General features: G+C 40.8%; 19 protein-coding genes and 2 pseudogenes. 20 read left to right on the top strand and 1 reads right to left on the bottom strand.

Features of this window, described 5'->3' with window-relative positions; all coding sequences use genetic code 11:
- Nucleotides 1–3: 3 nt before the first annotated feature.
- The 14 genes and pseudogenes from SCSH_RS00110 (at nucleotide 4) to ulaA (ending at nucleotide 14,384) form a co-directional block, all read left to right on the top strand.
- Complete coding sequence (locus SCSH_RS00110) at nucleotides 4–1,776, top strand: ABC transporter ATP-binding protein (RefSeq protein ID WP_057489876.1); 1,773 nt, start codon at nucleotides 4–6, stop codon at nucleotides 1,774–1,776.
- Nucleotides 1,769–3,514 (top strand): ABC transporter ATP-binding protein, encoded by a 1,746-nt coding sequence (locus SCSH_RS00105; RefSeq protein WP_057489875.1) that lies wholly within the window; start codon nucleotides 1,769–1,771, stop codon nucleotides 3,512–3,514. Before SCSH_RS00110 ends, SCSH_RS00105 begins: the two co-directional genes overlap by 8 nt.
- Nucleotides 3,515–3,731: 217 nt before the next feature.
- The gene (locus tag SCSH_RS00100; RefSeq protein WP_057489874.1) at nucleotides 3,732–4,454 is read left to right on the top strand and encodes a spr1630 family ClpXP-sensitive toxin; all 723 of its coding nucleotides are present in this window, start codon (nucleotides 3,732–3,734) and stop codon (nucleotides 4,452–4,454) included.
- A 20-nt stretch (nucleotides 4,455–4,474) separates the two neighbouring features.
- Nucleotides 4,475–5,635 (top strand): spr1629 family repressor/antitoxin, encoded by a 1,161-nt coding sequence (locus tag SCSH_RS00095; RefSeq protein WP_057489873.1) that lies wholly within the window; start codon nucleotides 4,475–4,477, stop codon nucleotides 5,633–5,635.
- Between the two features lie 318 nt (nucleotides 5,636–5,953).
- Nucleotides 5,954–6,205 (top strand): annotated as a pseudogene (locus SCSH_RS11540) (DUF2130 domain-containing protein); the annotation flags it as partial.
- 72 nt (nucleotides 6,206–6,277) lie between these two features.
- On the top strand, nucleotides 6,278–7,492 hold the full coding sequence (locus SCSH_RS00090) for a DUF2130 domain-containing protein (protein ID WP_442477934.1): 1,215 nt from the start codon (nucleotides 6,278–6,280) through the stop codon (nucleotides 7,490–7,492).
- Between the two features lie 18 nt (nucleotides 7,493–7,510).
- Nucleotides 7,511–8,284, top strand: coding sequence for an alpha/beta hydrolase (locus tag SCSH_RS00085; RefSeq protein ID WP_057489871.1), 774 nt, complete (start codon nucleotides 7,511–7,513; stop codon nucleotides 8,282–8,284).
- A 76-nt stretch (nucleotides 8,285–8,360) separates the two neighbouring features.
- Nucleotides 8,361–8,600, top strand: coding sequence for a DUF1858 domain-containing protein (locus SCSH_RS00080; protein ID WP_057489870.1), 240 nt, complete (start codon nucleotides 8,361–8,363; stop codon nucleotides 8,598–8,600).
- Nucleotides 8,593–9,957, top strand: a complete 1,365-nt coding sequence (locus tag SCSH_RS00075) for a DUF438 domain-containing protein (protein ID WP_057489869.1) — start codon at nucleotides 8,593–8,595, stop codon at nucleotides 9,955–9,957. Before SCSH_RS00080 ends, SCSH_RS00075 begins: the two co-directional genes overlap by 8 nt.
- A gap of 380 nt (nucleotides 9,958–10,337) precedes the next feature.
- On the top strand, nucleotides 10,338–11,819 hold the full coding sequence (locus SCSH_RS00070) for a BglG family transcription antiterminator (protein ID WP_057489868.1): 1,482 nt from the start codon (nucleotides 10,338–10,340) through the stop codon (nucleotides 11,817–11,819).
- Complete coding sequence (locus SCSH_RS00065) at nucleotides 11,809–12,234, top strand: PTS sugar transporter subunit IIA (RefSeq protein WP_057489867.1); 426 nt, start codon at nucleotides 11,809–11,811, stop codon at nucleotides 12,232–12,234. Before SCSH_RS00070 ends, SCSH_RS00065 begins: the two co-directional genes overlap by 11 nt.
- A gap of 14 nt (nucleotides 12,235–12,248) precedes the next feature.
- Entirely contained in the window at nucleotides 12,249–12,701 is a 453-nt protein-coding gene (locus tag SCSH_RS00060; protein WP_057489866.1) for a PTS sugar transporter subunit IIA, read from the top strand.
- On the top strand, nucleotides 12,698–12,997 hold the full coding sequence (locus SCSH_RS00055) for a PTS sugar transporter subunit IIB (RefSeq protein WP_057489865.1): 300 nt from the start codon (nucleotides 12,698–12,700) through the stop codon (nucleotides 12,995–12,997). Before SCSH_RS00060 ends, SCSH_RS00055 begins: the two co-directional genes overlap by 4 nt.
- A gap of 28 nt (nucleotides 12,998–13,025) precedes the next feature.
- A complete protein-coding gene (gene ulaA, locus SCSH_RS00050) occupies nucleotides 13,026–14,384 on the top strand; it encodes a PTS ascorbate transporter subunit IIC (protein ID WP_057489864.1) in 1,359 nt (452 codons plus the stop codon).
- Between the two features lie 169 nt (nucleotides 14,385–14,553).
- On the opposite strand, the gene SCSH_RS00045 is transcribed toward ulaA, so the two are convergent.
- Nucleotides 14,554–16,155 carry an LPXTG cell wall anchor domain-containing protein gene (locus tag SCSH_RS00045; protein WP_057489863.1) on the bottom strand — a complete coding sequence of 534 codons (1,602 nt, stop codon included), beginning with the start codon at nucleotides 16,153–16,155 and terminating at the stop codon, nucleotides 14,554–14,556.
- 197 nt (nucleotides 16,156–16,352) lie between these two features.
- Between SCSH_RS00045 and proB the strand changes: the two genes are divergently transcribed.
- The 6 genes and pseudogenes from proB to SCSH_RS00015 form a co-directional block, all read left to right on the top strand.
- Entirely contained in the window at nucleotides 16,353–17,168 is an 816-nt protein-coding gene (gene proB / locus SCSH_RS00040) for a glutamate 5-kinase (RefSeq protein ID WP_057489862.1), read from the top strand.
- A complete protein-coding gene (locus SCSH_RS00035) occupies nucleotides 17,168–18,418 on the top strand; it encodes a glutamate-5-semialdehyde dehydrogenase (protein ID WP_057489861.1) in 1,251 nt (416 codons plus the stop codon). The genes proB and SCSH_RS00035 overlap by 1 nt, the downstream gene beginning before the upstream one ends.
- Nucleotides 18,419–18,659: 241 nt before the next feature.
- A complete protein-coding gene (gene rsmH / locus SCSH_RS00030; protein WP_057489860.1) occupies nucleotides 18,660–19,610 on the top strand; it encodes a 16S rRNA (cytosine(1402)-N(4))-methyltransferase RsmH in 951 nt (316 codons plus the stop codon).
- A 9-nt stretch (nucleotides 19,611–19,619) separates the two neighbouring features.
- Nucleotides 19,620–19,943: a cell division protein FtsL gene (gene ftsL / locus SCSH_RS00025; RefSeq protein WP_027974873.1), complete on the top strand. Its 324-nt coding sequence runs from the start codon at nucleotides 19,620–19,622 to the stop codon at nucleotides 19,941–19,943.
- 3 nt (nucleotides 19,944–19,946) lie between these two features.
- Nucleotides 19,947–22,196: a penicillin-binding protein PBP2X gene (gene pbp2x, locus SCSH_RS00020; RefSeq protein WP_057489859.1), complete on the top strand. Its 2,250-nt coding sequence runs from the start codon at nucleotides 19,947–19,949 to the stop codon at nucleotides 22,194–22,196.
- 1 nt (nucleotide 22,197) lies between these two features.
- Nucleotides 22,198–22,582 (top strand): annotated as a pseudogene (locus tag SCSH_RS00015) (phospho-N-acetylmuramoyl-pentapeptide-transferase); the annotation flags it as partial.

Below are 22,582 nucleotides of genomic sequence, written 5' to 3'. Positions count from 1 at the left end.
AGTATGAAGAAAAAATCAACAATGGCTTGGATTTCTGAGTTCATTGCTCCCTATAGATTTTATTACCTAGCAAGTGTGCTCTTAGCTCTTGCTTCGGTTATTTTTGGTTTTCTGCCCTATTTTTACATTGGACAGATTATTCGTAATTTGTTCAATAATCTTAAAGATGGGCAGGTTTATTTACAAGCTTGTTTGTGGATGGGTGTTTTCTGGTTAGCTTATGCTGGCTGCCATGCTTTGTCAACGGCTCTCTCGCACAAGGCTGCTTTTGTTGTTCTGGCAGATATTCGTTTTCGTTTAACAGAGAAACTGGCTAAGATTCCCTTGGGCTCTGTCCTTGGACAATCATCTGGTTCTTACAAAAATATTATTGTTGAGCGGGTTGATGCTGCTGAAACGACTTTAGCTCATATTATTCCAGAATGTACAGCAGCCCTGTTTGGTCCCTTAATTGTCCTTATCTATATGATAAAATTGGATTGGCGGTTAACTCTTTTATCTCTATTGACCCTGCCGCTTGGTATTTTAGTTTATCTTAATATGCTGCGCAAAAGTAAGGGTGATTATGAGAATACATTAGTTAAAACTAAGGCCTTAAATGATACGGCAGTTGAGTACATCAATGGGATTGAAGTAATCAAGATATTTGGCAAGGAAAAATTTTCCTATCAAAAATTTGTGACAGCTGCTAAAGAAGGAGCTGATTGCTTTATTGAATGGATGCGTAAGTGCCGATTTGACATGGCAGCATTTACTGTTATTATGCCATCTGTTTTTATGATTCTTTTGCCTGTTGGTACTTATTTTGTATATCGTGGCAGCCTTTCTCAGGACAATTTTATTTTACTGATGATTTTATCAATGGGACTGTTAACGCCTTTAATAACGCTGGGAGCTTATATGGATGATATTAGAAAAGTTCATAGCATTTTTGGCGAAATCACCGAAATTTTGGAAAGACCTGATTTACAGCGTCCTCAGCAATTATCCCAAAGCTTGCAGGGAAAAGATATTGTCTTGGAAAATATCTCTTTTGCTTATGAAGAAGACAAAGAAGTCTTGCATGATATCTCCATAACCATCAAAGCAGGAACTGTCAATGCCTTGGTTGGGCCTTCGGGTTCTGGTAAGTCCACCTTGGCCAAATTAATTGCTTCTTTCTGGGATGTTAAGACAGGCCGTATTTCTCTCGGTGGCCTTGATATTAGGGAAATCCCGCTAGAAGATTACAGCCAGCTGATTGCCTATGTTTCTCAAGATAATTTTCTCTTTAATGACAGTATTTTAGAGAATATTCGTCTGGGAAAACCATCTGCCAATGATGAAGAAGTTTATCAAGTCGCCAAAGCCTGCGGTTGTTATGACTTTATTATGGAGCTGGAAAACGGCTTTGCTACACAAGTTGGTAGTTCTGGCGGCAGCTTATCTGGCGGTGAGCGCCAAAGAATAGCTATTGCAAGGGCTATGTTAAAGGATGCTCCTATAGTTATTTTGGATGAAGCAACTGCCTATACAGATCCTGAAAATGAAGCTTTGGTTCAATCAAGCATTGCACAACTAGTGAAAGATAAAACCTTGATTGTGATTGCCCATCGTCTCTCAACTATTGCTGATGCAGATCAGATTATTTTAATCAATGATGGTCATTTAGAGGCTCTTGGCAAGCAAGAAGAACTATTAGAGTCAAGCGACCTCTATCAAAAGATGTGGCAGGCACATTTGTCAGTCAGAGATAATGAACAGGATGAAAAGATAGGAGGTCTGGCTCATGCTTAGGACTTTAAAACGTTTTTTTGATTTTTGCACCGAAGAAGATCGGAAAAAATTCTACCTTTCCATTATTTTGGGACTTCTAAAAGCTATGATCGGCGCTATGCGCATTCCAGCCATTGCCCTTATCTTGAATGCCCTAATTACAGATAAACTTTCAATGACAGTAGTTTGGCAGGTGACAGGCATTTTGCTGCTATCACTTGTGCTTAATATTTTTGTTACTTTAAAGATTACCATGCTGCAAACAGAGGGCGGTTACCATACTTGTGCCCAAAAGCGTATTGAAATTGCTGAGCACATTCGCTATTTGCCTATGGGCTATTTCAATCAAAATAGTTTAGGTAAAATTACTAGTATTACAACCACTACCTTGGAAAGTTTGTCTGATATTGCAACGCGGGTTGTTATGGTGACCACGCAAGGTTTTTTGACAACTGCTGTTGTCACGCTGTTTGTTCTCATTTATGATTGGCGGATTGGTCTGATTTTAATGGCAGGACTGTTAATTTTTCTCCTGCCTAATAATTTGATGCGCAAGCAAGCTGGAGCAATGACGCCCATCAAACAAAAGGCTGATACTGATTTAATCGATGTTATCTTGGAGTATGTTCAAGGGATTGCCGAGGTAAAAAGTTTCAATATTACCAAACAATCAGCTAAAAAACTATCTGCAAGCATTTTGGCAAAAAGAGATGCTGACATCAAGATGACCTTGATCACAGTTCCTTGGATTGCTGTTCAAAATATTATTACCAAATTAACAGGAGTTGCCATGTGTGGTGCAGCTATTTGGTTTTACTTGCAAGGCAGCATGGACTTGCTGATTTGTATGATGATGGTTATTAGCGCTTATATGGTATATGAGAGTTTGGATGGCGTCAGCAGCTTTTCTTCCCTCTTAAGAGCTGTTGATTTGGCGGTAGAATTGGTCCAAGAAGTCTTTGATTTGCCGCCAATGAACATTAAGGGGCAAGAATTGCAGGCTCAAAGGAGCAACTTAGAACTCGAACGGGTTACTTTTTCTTATGGAGATCGTCCGATTATCAAGGATCTTTCTTTAACAATTCCTGAAAAAACAAGGACAGCCATTATCGGCCCTTCTGGCAGTGGTAAGACAACACTTTGTCATCTGCTGGCCCGTTTTTGGGATCTTGACAGCGGCAGTATTCGTCTTGATGGTCATCAACTGACAGATTATAGTTATGATAGTTTGATCCGAAACTTTAGTTTTGTTTTCCAGAAGGTCTATCTTTTTGAAGATACCATTGAAAATAATATCAAATTTGGGCGGCAAGAAGCCAGTCATGAAGAAGTTGTTGCAGTTGCCAAAAAAGCTAGGTGTCATGATTTCATTATGAATTTGCCCAATGGCTATGAGACAGTTATCGGTGAAGCAGGAGCCAGCCTGTCCGGGGGCGAAAAGCAAAGAATTTCGATAGCGCGTGCTATGATGAAGGATGCGCCGATTATTATTCTGGATGAAGCGACGGCTAATATTGACCCTGAAAATGAAGCAGAACTCATGACTGCCATTGATGAATTAACCCAAGAAAAAACCGTTATTATGATTGCTCATCGCTTAAAAACCGTGGAAAATGCTGACCAAATTATTGTTCTTGATAAGGGACAAATTGTCCAGCAGGGCAAACACGACCAATTAGCAAAACAAGCAGGCCTTTATCGTGACTTTATCACAACAAGAAAAGAGGCCCTCTCATGGAAACTAGCAGCAGGAGCCTAGCTATCCGAAGAGAGGAAATTAAGCAAGAGGAGAGAATCTAAAATTAGGATTCTCTTCTTTTTATGCAAAAGTCTTTTAATAATTATGCGTCTCTGACATTCTGATAATTAGGGGAAGAATAGTTAAGAGTCATTACTTTAAAAAATGAACGATAAATGTAGCATTTATTTTATAAATTTTGTATAATTAATACAACCAATGAAGGGGGTGTTTTTTATTGTCAAATCAAGTAGAAGTATTTAATGAACAACAAGCGCAGGAAGTGGTAAACCAAATTTTAAAAGGTTATCGTGATTATATTGATGAACGTTTTGTTAAAAGGAAGACGATGAAAATTTCCAGTGCTTATGCTTGGGTGAAAGCCAATCATTTAGATAATGCCTTGGCAGATTTATCATTTATCAATCATTATACTCTGCAAAAGGCTGGCCATTCTTGGGGATATTTAGAATTTGATATAGATGTTAAGAATTTTGGCAGATCATTGTTTATTATTAAAGGTTCAAAGCGCTTGAATCAAGTTTTTAAAAATGGCAGCAAAAATGAAAGCAAGTATCTTTTAAATTATTCTGCTTTAAACGATGATTATGTTAAAAAATATTTAAAATCTGATGACGCTATTTTGCCGCAAACCATCCAAATTGAATTGCTTTCTCCTGAGGAATTGAAAATGACGCAGTCCAACCTGAGTGCTTATAATAATTTTTTTATTATAACACATGAGGTTGATGAGGAAAATAACATTAAGGCTATTCAAGTTGTTATGCTGGATTCTGATAGAAATATTTATTTTTTACAAGACTTATCGGGATATATTGCCTCAAGTACAATTACCTTTGATGATGAAAAATATAAAGACTTATCCCATCTTTCCAGTGATATTTCTGACTTTGAAGAATTTGGTTATATTCCCAAAACGCAAATTCAAAAACAACAATAAAATTTAAAAGAGGTGTTATCATGTTTAACGGTCAACTCTTGAAAGAGCTGCGACTTTTAAACGGTATGAGCAGGCAGGAGCTAGCTGCTCAGCTGAATTTGACAGAACAAGCTGTTTGGCAGTTTGAGTCAGGTTATGCTGTGCCTAAGATGTCTACACAGTTTCAGCTTGCTCATTTATTTTATGTTAATACAGATTACTTTGAACAGGAATCTGTGCCAGAAACTTTTGATACCAGTTCGATTGCTTTTAGGAATGGTGACAGTCTAGCAAAAAAAGTCATCTCTATTCAGCAGGCCTACCTTCATAAACTCAGCTGTATGATTGATTATTTGGAGAGTTTTGTTCAGATTCCTCGCTTAAGCATATATGACTTGGTTGAAAAGACAGGTAAATTCTATGATCAAGGCTGGACTATTGAGGAAATTGCCAAATTGGCCAGACAGGAGCTTGGTGTTGCAGACGATAACAGCGATTTGATGTATCAGATTGAAAAGTCAGGTATTTACGTGGCTGAAAAAATAATTAACGGTGAGGCAGATGCTTACAGTACTTGGTCTAAAAACCAGCGTCCTTTTATTATTTTAGGTGTCGGTAAGTCTGCTGTGCGTCGCAATTTTGATCTTGCTCATGAATTGGGTCACCTGCTTTTACATAGGGGTGTGGCTTTTGATGAGCTGGACAAGGATGGTTATCATGATATGGAAGATGAAGCCAATCTTTTTGCTTCCTGCTTTTTATTGCCTAAGGAGCGATTTAGGCAGGATTTTGTCAATATGGTGGGCAAGCGTGTCAGCAATCCAGATAATTATATTGCTCTTAAAAAACAGTACAATGTTTCTATACAGGCTTTGGAATACAGAGCCTATAAATTAGGACTTTTGACACCGTCACAGAATTCCTATTTTTACCGCCAGATTGCTAAAAAGAAGTATAAGGCCATTGAACCGCTGGATTTAGAATTTATTGTTAAAAAGCCCAGCAAGGTTCGCAGTATTCTGGATGTTATTCTGTCCAATAATTTGCTGACGCTTGAACAGTTAGGTGCCAATCAAAGGGTCAGTCTACAGTTTTTTAGCCAGCTCTTTAATTTTAACCTTAAGTTTTTCGACAAATACAAAGCTAACGATATAGTTACATTTGACAATGTTATTCCGCTTAAACGAAGAAGGTCTGATTAGCGATCTATTGACAAATAAACTTCAACAATTAACGATTCTTCCTTGCTTTTGCAAGGCCTGTTGATAGCGGGATCGTTTTTTAGTTAAATCCAAGGTATAACCAACTAATCACACTTGGTTTTTGTTTAGCTGCCTATGCTATAATAACTTTAAGTGTTCTTTATTCCCAAACTAACCAACAATTCGATTGGCAAATTAATTCATTTTTCAGGATTAGATTTGATGTCATTAAATCCTGTAATGTCAGATTGTTAAGCCAGGGTTATCAGATTCTAAAGGCAGCAATAGAGATAGAAAGTATCAATTAAAGGAGAACTTATGAACGAAATCAAATGTCCGCATTGTGGGACGGTCTTTACTATCAATGAAACAGAATACAGCCAGCTTTTGGCTCAGGTGCGTAGCGCTGAATTTGACAAGGAAATTCATGAGCGCTTGGAGCGGGAAAAAGCACTTTTGGAAGAAAAAGCCAAAAATGAGTTACAGTCACAGGTGACCCAAAAGGATCAGGAATTGGCTGAAAAGAATGAAGAAGTTGCTAAGCTCAGTACCCAACTAGAAGCATCTGCAGAACAAGCACAACTAAAAATCAAAGATGCTTTAGCTGAAAAAGAACAAGAAATTACTGAGTTGAAATCGCAATTGGAAAATCTAACTTCTGTAAAAGACCTTGAATTGACACAAGCGTTGACAGAAAAAGACAAGGAATTATCAGATTTATCTGCTCAAATCGAGCAATTAAAACAATCTTTTACCTTAGAAAAACAGCAAGCACTTAGCAAAAAAGAAACAGAAATCACAGAACTTAAAGCACAATTAGAAAATTTATCTTCCGTAAAAGATTTAGAACTAAGTCAAGCGCTATCTAAGAAAGATAAAGAATTGGTTGAGGTTCAAAATCAACTTGAGCGTTTATCGCTGGAAAATAAAAATAGTCTAGTCGAAGCTGTTGCAGCTGTTGAAAAAAAGCGTGATGAGGCTCAAAATCAATTAGTACTGCAAGAAAAAGAAGCAGAACTGCAATTATCTTCAGTGCGCAGCGATTACGAAGCCCAACTCAAGGCGGCTAATGAACAAGTCGAATTCTACAAAAACTTTAAGGCGCAGCAATCGACCAAGGCTATTGGTGAGAGTTTAGAAGCTTATGCTGAAAGTGAGTTTAACAAGGTTCGCTCTTATGCCTTTCCAAATGCCTATTTTGGTAAGGATAATGAGGTGTCGTCTGCATCTAATTCCAAAGGGGACTTTATTTTTCGTGAAACTGATGAAAACGGTGTTGAGCTTCTTTCCATCATGTTTGAGATGAAAAATGAGGCAGATACCACCAAAACTAAGCACAAGAACAGTGATTTTTACAAGGAACTGGACAAGGATCGCCGCGAGAAGAAGTGTGAATATGCGGTTCTTGTGACCATGCTGGAAGCCGACAACGATTATTTCAACACAGGGATTGTGGATGTCAGTCATGAGTACGAAAAGATGTATGTGGTGCGGCCCCAGTTCTTTATTCAGCTGATTGGACTTTTGCGCAATGCGGCGCTCAATTCGCTCAAGTACAAGCAAGAGCTGGCCTTGGTGCGCGAGCAAAATATTGACATCACACATTTTGAAGATGATTTGGAAACCTTCAAAAACGCCTTTGCTAAGAATTATAATTCAGCTAGTAAAAATTTCCAAAAAGCTATTGATGAAATCGATAAGGCTATCAAGCGCATGGAAGCTGTTAAGGCTGCTTTGACGACTTCGGAAAATCAGCTGCGTCTGGCCAACAATAAACTGGACGATGTTTCCGTCAAAAAGCTGACCCGCAAAAATCCAACCATGAAGGCTAAGTTTGAAGCTTTACAAAATGATTAGACAAGGAGACAGTTTAATATGGAAATCACGATTCAAAGAGATGGTTTGACTTTGTTTGGGCTGCTGGAAGGAAGCAAAACGATCGAGAATGATAAAATAGTCATTCTGATGCACGGTTTTAAGGGCAATCTGGGCTATCAAAAAGGAAAACTGCTCAATGATTTGGCTCAGTCGCTAAATGCCGCTGGATTTCCTACAATTCGCTTTGATTTTAGCGGCTGTGGAAAGAGTGACGGTAAATTTCAGGATAAGACTGTCTGGAGTGAGATTTTAGATGGTATGAAAATTATTGATTATGTCCGTCATACTGTAAAGGCTAAAGAGATTTACCTGCTTGGACATTCTCAAGGAGGTGTTGTTGCTAGTATGCTGGCAGGCTACTTCTCAGATGTTATTGACAAGTTGATCTTGCTATCACCGGCAGCAACACTCAAAGATGATGCCCTTAAGGGCGAGTGTCAAGGGGTATTTTATGATCCTCATCATATTCCTGACAGTGTTATTGTAGACGGATTTACTGTTAGCGGAGATTATTTCAGATCTGCCCAAACCCTGCCTATTTATGAGGTGGCAAAGGTTTATCAAGGCCCTGTTCTGCTGGTTCATGGTGATGCGGATCGAGTTGTTGATCCTATCGCATCTGAGCGTTATTATGCTGTTTATAAAAATGCTGATTATCATTTGATCAAAGAGGCAGATCACATCTTATCTGGTGACAACAATCAGCGTCAGTTGATGCTTGATGATGTTTGTCGCTTTTTGCAAGAAGAAAGAACCCAAGCTAAAACTTAAAAAGCTTTGTTGGTGTATGAATTTCTGCTTGGTTTTCGTTATAATAAGGATATCAATCCTAATGTGAGGTATTCTTATGAATAATACGATAGATTTATCAAAACCTGTTGCAGAGATTATCAAAGCACATCCTGAGCTCAAGGATATTCTGGTGGAGCTTGGTTTTAAGCCGCTGGCTAATCCTGCTATGTTAAACACAGTCGGTAAGGTCACCAGCCTAAAAACTGGTTCCAAAATGACAGGAATTCCTTTAGACAAGATTAAGCAAACTTTGGAATTCAACGGCTACGAAGTGATTGGAGGTTCTGATGACTGATAATAGAATTGAAGTTTTAAAAGACATTTTATTAGAACTCCATCATGGCGCTAGTGCAGAGTCCGTTCAAGAGCGCTTCAATCAGCATTTCAAGGGCGTTTCGGCTATTGAAATTTCCATGATGGAGCACGAACTCATGAATTCTGATACTGGAATTACCTTTGAAGATGTTATGGATTTGTGCAATGTTCATGCCAATCTTTTTAAGGGGGCTATTTCTGATGTAGATGTGCCAGATGCTGAGCAAGAAGGCCATCCGGTCAAAGTTTTTAAGGATGAAAATCTCGCTTTGCGAGCAGCTCTTATGCGCATCCGCCGAATTATTGAAAATTATGCGAAACCTGAGAACGAAGCATTTCGCAAGGATTTGCTTAAAGGACTCAAGCACCAGTTTAGCTTGCTGGGGCAGTTCCATACTCATTATGTTCGCAAAGAAAATCTCTTTTTCCCCATCATGGAGCGCTATGGACATGATTCACCGCCCAAAGTTATGTGGGGAGTAGATGATAATATCCGTGAGTTGTTTAAAGAGGCTCAATTGGCTCTTGAGCAGCTGCCCAATGGTTCTATTGAGGAACTTGATGAAAAATTTGAAAGCTTCGCTGCAGAATTCGAAGAGATGATTTTCAAGGAAGAAGCTATTCTGCTCATGATTTTGCTGGAAAGTTTCACGCAGGACGACTGGCTGCAGATAGCCAGTGAGAGCGACGTTTACGGCTATGCTATTATCAAACCGCTCAAAAAATGGGTGCCGCACCGTGAATCTTTTGAAAATGAAGCTGGCGCAGCGACTTCTGACAAGGAAGTGGCTGACGCTCTTGACCAAGCCCCAGCAGACAGCTCAACTGATTTGACCAATACAAAAATCATTAACACACCAGAAGGTCAATTTACCATTACTTTCACGCCAAAGGAAAAAGAAGCAGTGGCAGATCGCACCACACCGCAAGCCTTTGGTAACGGATTTTTATCTGTTGAAGAGGCCAATTTGATTCTCAATCATCTGCCGCTGGAAATCACTTTTGTTAATAAGGACGATATTTTTCAATATTACAATGACAGTGTTCCGACTGAAGAGATGGTCTTTAAACGTACTCCCAGCCAAGTGGGCCGTCATGTGGAACTATGCCATCCACCTAAAGTTCTGGACAAGGTTAAAAAAGTCTTTGAGCTGCTGCGCTCAGGGCAAAAAAACAAAGTAGAGATGTGGTTTCAATCTGAGAGTTTGGGCAAATTTGTTTACGTTACCTATGCCGCGGTTCGTGATGCCAAAGGGGAATTTCAAGGTGTTTTGGAATACGTTCAGGACATCAAGCCTTTTTTTGAATTAAAGAGCGATGTTAATCGCGAAATATAAGTAAGTGAGAGTGGGACAAAAATAGGACGGCTAATCAGCTTGATTAGATGTTAGGTCTCTTGTTAGCTGCAACGAGAGTTATTTACTCTAGAAATTTTAAAGCCCCAAGTCTTAATTGCCGGCATTTGTTGCTGTGAAAGGCTATTAACTAGAAATAAGAAAGTGGAAAAACCTCAAGTCTAGATGGCTTTGAGGATAATTTCCGCTTTTTTATATTCTTTGAAAGTCTCATGACAGGCCGTTCTACTCTTGATTTTTATGGAGTATTATTTGGAGGAGCAAACGGTCTAAATAAAATAATGTCCACTGAAAGAGACAAAATAAGGCGTTGGCGCAAGCAATTATTATTGTAAAATGAGAGAGACAGGTGAGGAAGTGGTATGATTGCAAAACATATGAGAGAAAAGGTTTTATTGACCCTGCTGGATCGTAAGGAAGGCTTCACAACTGCCAAGGAAATCTCATCAGAATTAGGGGTTTCTCCCAAGACTGTTTATCGCTTAGTTAAAAGGATTAACGGCAGTCAGGCTGGTGGCAAAACATTAATTCTATCTGAAAAAGGCAAGGGACTGGCTCTGGACAGAGAACTTTATCTCAGCAGTGCTAGAAATCTTCAAAATTTTCAGGAAGAATACTCCCTTCTAGAGCGCCGCAATAAGATCTTGGAACGCTTACTTCTTATTGCTCCGCGCCCGGTTTCTGTCTATGACTTAGCTCAAGACTATTTTGTTTCGGAATCGGTGATTTTAAAAGATAAGCTGGAACTGCAAAAGCAGCTGAGCGATTATCATTTGAAACTGACCGTAAAACACCAACAACTGTCTGTCTCAGGAAGTGAATTTGACCTGCGTAGTGCCATTGCTGATCTGGTATCTACTTTTAGTATGATTGATTTAGATAATCTGTCGCTTTCTAAGAATGACAGCAAAATTAACTATGATGTGGCTTCGTTTGTTCTATCAGAACTGTACTCCATTGAAAGGAATTTAAAGGCAAATATTCCTTATCCTTACAATGTTAATATCTTTTCTCATCTGTACATTATGATTGAACGCAGCAGGCATCACAATTATCATCCTTATCTTGTTCAAGGAAGTATAGCTTATGAAGATACTGCACTCAAGATAGAGAGTCAAAGAGTGATTGATGATATTGCTCAGTTTATGGGCTGTCCCATTAGCTCAGATGAAGTGTATTATTTATACAGTTATCTTATTTCCTCGCGCTTTCAGACAGAGGAATTTTCGGCAGAGCAGAGTTTTTCACCGCGTGTATTAGCCATTACTGATTTTTATTTTAAGCATATGTCAATCACTAGGCAGCAAACTATCAAGGCGAGCGATGGGATTTTTAGAGATTTAGGGAACCATATCAGTCCTATGCTGAGGCGGCTGGATAATAAAATTCGCATCAAGAATGGCATGTTGGAACAGATAAAAACAGGTTATCCTGAGATTTTTCAGGAGCTTAGAAATTTGTCAGACATGGTCAGCGAGCGCTATGCTATTCCCAAAATCAATCATGATGAAATTGGTTTTTTAACCTTATATTTTGTCCGTTTTAAAGAGCTGTCCAAACAGCCTTTAAAGGCCTTGGTCATGTGTTCATCAGGAATTGGCATTTCGGAATTGCTTCGGACAAAAATAGAAAACAGTTTCAGTGATCTCGAGATTGTTGATGTTGTTTCTGCCCATAATGCGGACGCTGTACTTGCGCGCCATCCTGAGGTGAAACTCCTGATTACAAGTGTTGACAGTAGGATTAAAAATCCTATCAAAAAAGTTTTGGTCAGTGCTTTGATGTCAGCAGAAGATAAAAAAAGAATTCGCAAAGCGATTGAGGAGCTGCGCTATGAAAAATGATTTATTTGCTGTCTATCTCAATCAAAATCTAAAAAGCCGTAAGGATGTTTATGATTTTTTGGCTCAGTTTATTGCCACAGATAGCAGTTTGACTGTTGAGGAAATTAAAGAGCAGTTCTTGCAAAGAGAAAAGCTAGGAAACATCCAGATTGCTGATAAAACCATTATGCCTCATTTTGACAGCCGAGGGATTTCTAATAGAATTATTATCATTCGTGCGGCTTGTCCCATTGCGCAGTGGTCTTCGATTATTGGAGAGACAGAGCTGATTGTGGCGCTGGTATTTAATCAAGAAACCAAAGCAAGTGAGAAAGAGCAGTTCAATCAGTTTATCAAAAAACTGACTTCGGCTGATTTTATTGACCATCTTTTAAGAGATAATCAGGAGCAGATAACTAAACTCTGCCATGAATGATAAGGAGAAACTATATGCTGGAAGAGTTATTAACAGCAGATTATATTCGCATAAAATCAAGAGCCAAAAACTGGGAGGAGGCCATTCAGTGGGCAGCTGAGCCTTTGCTGAATGGTCACAAAATAGAAGCTAGATATATTGAGGCTATGATTGATAAGGTAAAAGAATTTGGGCCTTTTATCAATATCGGCGACCATCTGGCGCTCCCTCATGCCAGGCCAGAAGACGGTGTGCTGGAAAAGGGCCTGTCCCTTTTAAAATTAGAGCAGCCAGTCGATCTGCTGGATGACCCCAAGCGCCCAATCAGTGTCTTTATTTGTCTGGCAGCCAGTGATGATAGGGCACATTTGGAGGCTTTAAAGGAGTTGACAAGACTTTTGTCGCAAAAGGAAAACTTACAAAAACTTATTCAGGCTTCAACTGTTGAAGCCATTAGCTCACTGTTAGCAGGAGGAGGAAAACAATGAAAATTTTTGCTGTATGTCAAAGCGGTCTTGGAACCAGCTTTATGGTGCAAATGAATATTGAATCAGCACTTGAAGCTGCTGGTGTTAACATGGAAGATTTCACTGTTGAACATGCTGATTCAGGCAGTATCAGCGAGGGTATGGCAGACTACTTTTTTGCTGAAAAGACTTTAGTACCTGCCCTGACCAATCTTCCTGATGAAAAAATAATCCCTTTGGATTCTATTATTGATGCTGACGAAATTAAGGAAAAAGTTTTGCAGCTCTTAGACGATAATGGGATTGCGCACAGTTAATTCTGGAGATTAAAGGAGAGTCTCGGTCATGAAAAGTATACTGAATTTATTTGTTTCGATTGTTACGCAGCCAGCAATCCTTGTTGCGCTGATTGCTCTGATTGGTCTGATTTTGCAGAAGAAAAAATTTTCTGACATCATGTCAGGAACTATTAAGACTGTTGTTGGTTTTTTGGTATTAACAGGCGGTGCAGGAGTGCTACAAAATGCCTTGGCTCCCTTTGCCAAGATGTTTCAGACAGCCCTTCATACCCAAGGGGTGGTTCCAAGCAACGAAGCTGTTGTGGCAATTGCTCTAAAGGATTATGGAAGTCAAACGGCCTTGATTATGTTTGTCGGAATGATTGTCAATATTCTGCTGGCTCGCTTTACCCGCTTCAAGTACCTCTTTTTGACAGGTCAGGCTATGATGTATGTCTCCTGTATTACCGCTGTTATCCTAATGAGCGCTGGTATTAAAGCCAATGCTCTGGTTATTTTGCTGGGCGGTCTATTTGAAGGAACTTTATTGACAGTCACACCAGCGCTGTGCCAGCCTTTTATGAGAAAAATAACTGGCAATGACAAGGTAGCCATGGGCCATACTGGCAATATCGGCTATGCTGCTGCCGGCTGGATTGGAAAATGGTTTGGTGATGAATCAAAATCAACAGAAGAAATCAATGTGCCAAAGTCCTTTGGTTTTCTACGGGATTCAACAGTTTCAATTATGCTGTTGATGAGTCTGGTTTATATTGTCTTGACGCTGGCTGCAGGTCCGGCTTATGTTGAAAAGAATTTGAGCGATGGAACCAGTGCCTTTGTCTATGCGGTTATTCAGGCTGGTACCTTCACAGCAGGTTTTGTTATCGTCCTTCAAGGGGTACGTATGGTATTAGCCGAAATTGTTCCGGCTTTCCAAGGCATTGCTAAAAAATGGGTGCCAGATTCTAAACCAGCTCTTGATGTTCCGATTATCTTTTCTTATGCCCCTAATGCTGTTTTAATCGGCTTTTTCACCAGTTTTATTGTGGGAACCATTTCTATGCTCATCATGATTGGTCTGCATACGACAGTCATTATTCCAGGTGTTGTCGGACATTTCTTCTGCGGTGCTGCCGCTGGTGTATACGGCAATGCAACAGGCGGCCGCAAAGGAGCTGTGCTTGGCTCTGCTTTTAATGGTGTCCTCTTAAGCTGGCTGCCGCTGCTTATTTTGCCGCTTCTGGGTACTTTGAATATGGCAGCTTCAACCTTTGCTGATACCGATTATCTGATTCCAGGATTCATTTTAGGTAAACTTGGACAATTGGGCTCAGGTGTCTTAATTGCCGGCATTATTGCCTTTGTAGCAATTGTTGTCGTAATTAGTGCTTGGCTGAACCAGCGTTCAAATAAAACTGCTTAAGCGAAAAACAGGCTTTATCTGAAGAACAGGTGGCTCAAGCAACTTAACCATATTTACTATAAAAAGAGACTCTGTAATCGTTAAAACGGAAATGACCGTTTGCTGAGATTACAGAGTCTTTTAATTTATTATTTCAGATAAAGAGTCGAACCTATTTTATTAGCTGCTCTTAATTCTTGTTTCTATTTTTAAATGCTATCAAGCCCACCCCTATAAGAGTCAGGCCTATTCCTAAAACAGTCATTAGCAAAGAAGTTTTACTGCCTGTTTCAGGAAGAGAAGCTGTAGTTTTACTAATGACCTTAGCTGTTTGAGGAGCTTTTTCAGCTAAAACAGGATCAAGAGCATTTTCATTTGGCTTAGCTGCCTGTGAATCAGATGGATCAAGCCATCTAGCTTCTGGATTTTGAGGAGCATTTGGCTGATTTTGAGGAGTGTCTGGCAGAGGATCTGCTGCCTTGTTATCATCAGCGCCTGGTTTTGCTCCTGGATCTTGCGGATTAGCATCAGAGTTGCTACTGGTTAGGTAATGGAAGGTTGTATTTGGCAAGAATTTAACAGGGTTGCCATTGTAGTAAAGGACCCAATTGCCATTAGCATCTTTTTGAGAAGTGAATCCTTGTTCATCGGAATTGTTGCCGTTACCTCCAAAGACGAGCTCAGCATACCATGACTTGCTTTCACCGCCTTGACCATCAGCAATTCCCAAGCCCATGCCGCTTCCAGAAGATGACAGCATACTGATGGCGTGACCGAACGATGTCAGACCATCATTTGGATCACCCATAATATTGAAATAATCCGCAAACCAGTTGAGAGCGAGGTAGTAGGCAGTTGCTTTGTCTGAAGCAATAGTCTGTCCCTTAGCATTGGTACGGCGAAGATTGTTATCCATGTGTCCGTTTTCGACATACCAGGTGATACCTTGAGGAAATGGTAATTTAGTATCATGCTCTAAACCATCAGATTCTGCTGCTTCTTCGTTAGCGCGAGCCTGAGCAAAGTCCTGCATGATTTGATCAACCGGAGGAACAGGAAAATCAATGCCGTTAATCTGACGCAGCTCTGTTAAGTATTGGTTAAGATACTTAGCAATTTCTGTGGTGTTAGGCTGATAGGGCTGGCTGGGATCGTCAATTGTGATGTATTCATCTCTTGTGCCGTTGTAAACAATATCCGCTACCTTAGCAATTTTGGCAATTGACGTAAGATCGTCGTTGAAGTTTACACTATCATAAACCTTTGCTGTCGCTTTATCAGCAGTGGTTGCTGGCTTGCTAGCGTTTGCTGCAGGCTTATTAGCGTTGTTTTCTGGTGCGTTAGCTGTGTTTTTTGCAGGCTGCTCGGTTTGATTTTGAGCAGGAGCTGCCGCTGCATCAGCTGTTTTAACATCTGAAGTACTTGTCTGAGGGGTTTGAAGAGCATCCGAAGTGCTGTTTGTCTCTTCAGCTGTATTTGTCTGAGGGAGTTCAGCTGTATCGGCTTTTAGAGGAGCAGCTTCCTGAGAAACAGGTGCTGCGTCTGTGACTTGTTCAGGTGTACTTGTTGTAGCTGCTTGGTCTGCAGCAGAAGAACTGTCAGCCTGTGTTGATACTGCAGCTGCTGGAGTTTGACTCTCTGCTGTCTGGGTAATTTGTGGTGCTACCTGAGCCTGACTATCCTCAGCCTGTACAGGCCCTGCTGTTGCTAAAGCAATAGCTGCCATTGTTAAAATAGTTCCGCAAAGCCCAAAAATCTTGCTTTTACGTTTGCTAAAAATTTTCTTTTGCATTAAACTTCCTTTCTTTTCTTTGTTAGTTCATTTTAATCAACTTAAATAGCTTATCATTATTTTGATAAAATTCCACAAAATTTTTATTGCAATTATATTAAATTTTAAAATTAATTAGATGAAAAAATGATGGATCAATTTTTAATATTCCTAAAATATCAGTGCATCTTTAGGCGTTTTATAGTATAATTCTTCTTATGAAACGAAATTTTGAAACAGTTAAGCGTTTGGTTATCAAAATCGGAACAAGCTCTCTTGTTCTGCCAAATGGGAAAATCAATCTAGAAAAAATAGACCAGCTAGCCTTCGTCATAGCCAGTCTCATGAATAAGGGCAAGGAGGTTGTCCTGGTATCGTCTGGTGCTGTAGGATTCGGTTTAGACGTTCTGGGACTGGACAAGCGCCCAGTTGAAATAGCCCAGCAGCAGGCGGTTTCAAGTGTTGGTCAGGTAGCCATGATGAGCCTGTACTCACAGATTTTCTCACACTATCAGACTAATGTTTCACAAATTCTGCTGACGCGTGATGTTATAGAATATCCTGAAAGTCTTGCCAATGTAACTAATACCTTTGAAACTCTTTTGTCTATGGGAATTGTGCCGATTGTCAATGAAAATGATGCGACCAGTGTTGATGAAATGGATCATGCCACTAAGTTCGGAGACAATGACCGCCTCTCGGCTGTCGTTGCTAAGATTACCAAAGCAGATCTGCTGGTTATGCTGTCAGACATTGACGGCCTCTATGACAAGAATCCGACGATTTATGAGGATGCCGTTTTGTATCAGCAGGTGTCAGAGATTACCGATGATATTCTAAAATCAGCGGGCGGCGCCGGCAGCAAATTCGGAACAGGCGGCATGATCAGCAAACTTCAAAGTGCTCAGATGGTATTTGACAGCAAAGGACAGATGATCCTCATGAATGGTGCCAATCCGCGTGATATTCTGCGCATGCTGGACGGTGCCAATCTGGGAACATGGTTTATCCAAAAAGGAAATGAGGTGGAGTGATGACCTACATTGATGAGTTAGGACGCAAAGCTAAAAAAGCCAGCCTTAGTCTGACTAAGCTGGGAACGGCGGAAAAAAATCAGATACTCAGACAGGCAGCTGAAAATCTGCTGGCTCAGACTGATTATATTTTGGCTGAAAATGCGCATGATATTGCCAGTGCCAAAGAGCATGGCATTTCTGATATTATGGCAGACAGACTGCGTTTGGATGCTGAACGGATTGAAGGAATCGCTGAGGGCGTCCGTCAGGTGGCTGATCTTCAGGATCCAATCGGTCAGGTGGTTCGCGGCTATACCAATTTAGATGGTCTTAAAATCGTTCAAAAGCGTGTGCCTCTGGGTGTCATTGCCATGATTTTTGAAAGTCGGCCCAATGTTTCGGTGGATGCTTTCAGCTTGGCTTTTAAAACCAGCAATGCTATTATTTTGCGGGGCGGCCGTGATGCTATTAATTCCAATAAGGCCTTGGTCGGGGTGCTTCGCAAGACCTTATCTGATTTTGGAATTGATGCTAATATTGTGCAGCTGGTTGAAGACACCAGCCATGCAGTGGCAGAAGAACTGATGCAGGCAGTGGATTATATTGATGTCTTGATCCCGCGCGGCAGTGCCCGTTTGATTCAGACAGTTAAAGAAAAATCCAAGGTGCCTTTCATTGAAACAGGTGTCGGTAACGTACACATTTACGTTGATGAGTCTGCCGATCTTGATATGGCAGTTAACATTGTAATCAATGCGAAGACCTCTCGCCCAAGTGTCTGCAATGCTGCTGAGTCTCTCATAGTTCATAAAAAAATAGCCGAGCAGTTTTTACCAAAACTGGAGGCTGCTGTTCAAAAAGTTCAGCCTGTTGAATTTCGTGCGGATCCATCAGCGCTGGCCTTTCTTCAAAATGCTAAACCGGCAAGCGAAAAAGACTATGGCACCGAGTTTTTAGACTATATCATGTCAGTTAAAACTGTGGATACTCTTGATGAAGTCATCAGCTGGATAAATACTTACAGCAGCCACCACTCAGAATCCATCATTACCCGAGATCTCGTATCGGCTGAGCGTTTCCAAGATGAGGTGGACTCTGCAGCAGTCTATGTCAATGCTTCAACTCGCTTTACCGATGGTTTTGTTTTTGGTCTGGGGGCAGAAATCGGGATTTCAACGCAAAAAATACATGCCCGCGGCCCTATGGGATTGGAAGCTCTGACCAGCACCAAATTCTATATCAACGGACAGGGGCAAATCAGAGAATAAAGCTGCAAGGTACTCACTGGCAGCTGGATAGTAACGATTATAGGGATCGGACATGTTTGCCGATCCTTTTTGTTCTTATCAGAGCTTTCAGCTTAATGGCACTATCAAGTAAACAGCTGAGCAGGAAAGGACATGCTTTTTGACAGCAGATTAAAAGGAAGGGAAATTTCTTATGGAATTAAACAAATGAGCTTTCTCTTTTTGGTTTATTATAGAATAAAAGTGTGGTAAAATAAAACTTATGACTAATGATTTTCATCATATCACGGTGCTTTTGCATGAGGCCATTGACAGGCTTGACGTTAAGCCTGATGGCATCTATGTTGATGCTACGCTCGGCGGTGCGGGGCACAGTGAGTATTTGCTCTCAAAACTTAGCAAAAAGGGGCATCTGTATTGTTTTGATCAGGATCAAAACGCTATTGCTAATGCCCAAAAACGCCTGCAGCCGTATATTGAAGCGGGTCAGGTTACTTTTATTAAGGATAACTTTCGCAATCTAAAGGAATGTCTGGCTGAGGAAAAAGTCTTTGAAATTGACGGCATTTGCTATGATCTAGGCGTATCAAGCCCTCAGCTGGATGAAAGAGAACGCGGTTTTTCTTATAAAAAGGATGCACCGCTTGACATGCGAATGAATCAAGAAGCTAAGCTGACGGCTTTTGATGTCGTAAATACCTATGATTATCATGATTTAGTGCGCATTTTCTTTAAGTATGGCGAGGATAAATTTTCCAAACAGATCGCGCGAAAAATTGAAAATGCCAGAAAAGAAAAGGCAATTGCCACGACCGGAGAGCTGGCAGAAATTATTAAGTCAGCCAAGCCTGCTAAGGAGCTTAAGAAAAAAGGACACCCTGCAAAACAGATTTTTCAGGCCATCCGAATTGAAGTCAACGATGAACTGGGAGCTGCTGAGGAGTCTTTATCTCAGGCTATGGACTTGCTGGCAGTAGACGGACGGATATCCGTGATTACCTTTCATTCCTTGGAGGACCGCCTGGTAAAACAGCTGTTTAAAGAAGCGACAGTCGTTGATGTTCCTAAAGGTCTTCCTTTTATTCCCGATGACAGGCAGCCCAAGTTTTCTTTGGTCAGCCGCAAGCCGATTCTGCCCAGTCAGGCAGAGATTGAGGCTAATAATCGTGCGCATTCTGCTAAATTGCGAGTCATTCAAAAAATTCGAAAATAGAGAAAAACCATGACAAATGAAAAACGCAGCGAAGCTATTTCGCAAGCCTTGCAAAAACGTATCAGAACCTTTACTAGATTGGAAAAGGCTTTTTATGGTGCCATCATCATTACGGCTATCACACTGTCTATCAGCATTATTTACCTGCAGAGCCGCAGCCTGCAGATTCAGCAGGAAATCAGCCATTTAAACAGCCAGATCAATGACAAGGAAACAGAATACAACAATGCCAAGCAAGAGGTCAATGAGCTGAGTCGCTATGATCGGATCGCCGATATTGCTCAGAAGGCGGGCATGACTGTTCAAAAAGATAATATTAAGAAGGTGGACTAGCCTATGAAAAACTTTAAAAAGAGATTTTTAGACTATGTCATAGGTGATCGCAGGACACCTGAGAAAAACCGCGAGCGTGTCGGACAAAATTTAATGATTTTGTCTGTCTTTGTCTTTTTTGTTTTTATTATCAATTTTATTATCATTATCGGAACAGACAGAAAGTTCGGTGTAAACTTATCTAAGGGCGCATCATCTGTTTACCAGACAGTGCAAAAAGTTCAGGCTAAGCGCGGAACGATTTACGACCGTAACGGCAATCCTATTGCCGAAGACTCAACAACCTATAATGTCTACGCTGTTATTGATAAATCCTATGTGTCAACTGCCGGAGAGAAACTTTATGTGCAGCCTTATCAGTACAATAAGGTTGCGGATATTCTCAATCAGCATCTGGGCATGGATAAAAAATATGTTATTTCTCAGCTGGAGCAAAAAAAATTAACTCAGGTTTCTTTTGGGACCAAAGGGTCAAATATCACCTACAGCACGATGACAGCTGTGACCAAGGCGCTTGAGGATGCAAAGATTAAGGGAGTTGCTTTCACGACAAGTCCCGGCCGTATGTACCCAAACGGCACTTTTGCATCACAGTTCATCGGCTTAGCGCAGGTCAAAGAAAATAAGGACGGCAGCAAGAGCCTGGTTGGTGCAACAGGCATGGAAGCTGCTCTTGATAAGCTTTTGTCCGGGAAAGACGGACAAGTGACCTACGAAAAAGATAAAAACGGCAATACCTTGCTGGGGGCTGCGACAACTGTCAAAAAAGCAGTGGATGGAAAAGATGTCTATACGACCTTGTCTGCTCCCATCCAGACCTATTTGGAAACACAGATGGATACCTTCCAAAGCAAGGCCAAGGGTGTTCAGGCAAGTGCGACGCTTGTCAATGCTAAGACGGGAGAAATCTTAGCAACCTCACAGCGCCCTAGCTTTAATTCAGATACCAAGGAAGGATTGGATGCTAAGGGATTCACCTGGCAAAATACCCTTTATCAGACCAACTACGAGCCCGGCTCAACCATGAAAGTCATGCTGCTTGCAGCAGCTATTGACGAAGGTGTTTTCAATCCCAATGAGACCTATAACAATGCCAGTCTCTCTCTGGCTGATGCCACCATCAAAGACTGGGCTGTCAATGAAGGTATTTCTCAGGGAGGCTATCTGACTTTTGCTCAAAGTTTTGCCTATTCAAGTAATGTCGGAATGACCTTGCTGGAGCAAAAGATGGGCAATGATAAATGGCTTCGTTACCTCAGCGACTACCGCTTTGGCCTGCCAACTCGTTTTGGTATGGGAAGTGAAGCCTCAGGACTGCTGCCATCTGATAATACGGTTACAATTGCCATGAGTGCTTTTGGTCAGGGTATCGGAGTGACGCAGACGCAAATGCTGAGGGCTTTTTCATCCGTATCAAACGATGGTGTGATGCTGGAGCCTCAATTCATCACAAAAATTTATGATCCTAAAACAGGAACCAGCCGGACAGCTAAAAAAGAAGTTGTCGGCAATCCTGTATCAGCAGATGCTGCCAAGCAAACCCGGCAGTACATGGTGACTGTTGGAACAGATCCATATTATGGAACCCTTTATTCAAAAGATTTAGGAGGACCTGTTATCAAGGTCGGCAACCAATCCGTCGCTGTGAAATCCGGAACAGCTGAGATTGCTTCTGAAGATGGTTCAGGCTATCTGACCGGAGGCAATGATTATATCTATTCGGTTGTTGCCATGGTTCCATCTGAAAATCCAGACTTTATGATGTATGTAACCCTGCAGCAGCCAAAAACCTTTAGTGTTGCTTTTTGGCAGGATGTGGTTAATCCTGTCTTGGAAGAAGCAACCTTGATGAAGGATACTTTGCTGTCACCGGTTGAAACGCCGGAAGACCAGCAGACCAAATACCGTCTGCCGAATGTTATTGGCAAAAGTCCAGGTGCTACGGCTGATGAACTTCGTCAGAATCTGGTTCATCCTATCGTGCTTGGAACAGGCAATAAAATCACCAAAACGTCTGTAGCTGCCGGTTCAAACTTAAAAGAAAACCAGCAAATTTTAATGTTAACCAGTCACTTTGAAACCATGCCTGATATGTATGGATGGAGCAAGAAAAATGTCAAAAAATTCGAAGACTGGACTGGTATTCACGTAACTTTCAAGGGGAAAAAATCCGGAAAAGTTATCAAGCAAAGCATTAGTGCCGAGAGTAAACTTAAAAATCTGAAAAAAATAAGAATAACCTTAGGAGATTAACATGTTAACCACTATAATCATTGCAGGAATTGTGTCTTTTATCTTGACCGTTCTTGCTATGCCCTTTTTCATCCGATTCTATCAGCTGAAAAAAATTAACGGTCAGCAGATGCATGAGGATGTTAAGCAGCATCTAGCTAAAGCGGGAACTCCGACCATGGGAGGGACTGTCTTTCTTGCAGTTGCTGTCTTGGTAACTTTTATATTTGCCTTTCTTGTTAATCTTGTAAAGGATTCGGGCTTTGGCGCAACTTTGGCTATTTTATTCATTGTTTTAATTTACGGAACCGTCGGCTTTCTTGATGATTTTTTAAAGATTTTTAAGAAGATTAACGAAGGTTTGACAGCAAAGCAAAAGATGGCCCTGCAGATTATTGGCGGTTTGG

It is taken from the genome of Streptococcus orisasini (genome assembly GCF_001431045.1).
In the GTDB taxonomy this organism is placed as follows: domain Bacteria; phylum Bacillota; class Bacilli; order Lactobacillales; family Streptococcaceae; genus Streptococcus; species Streptococcus orisasini.
The sequence above is the reverse complement of the archived record's forward strand: the minus strand, read 5'-3'. Positions and strand labels throughout refer to the sequence as shown.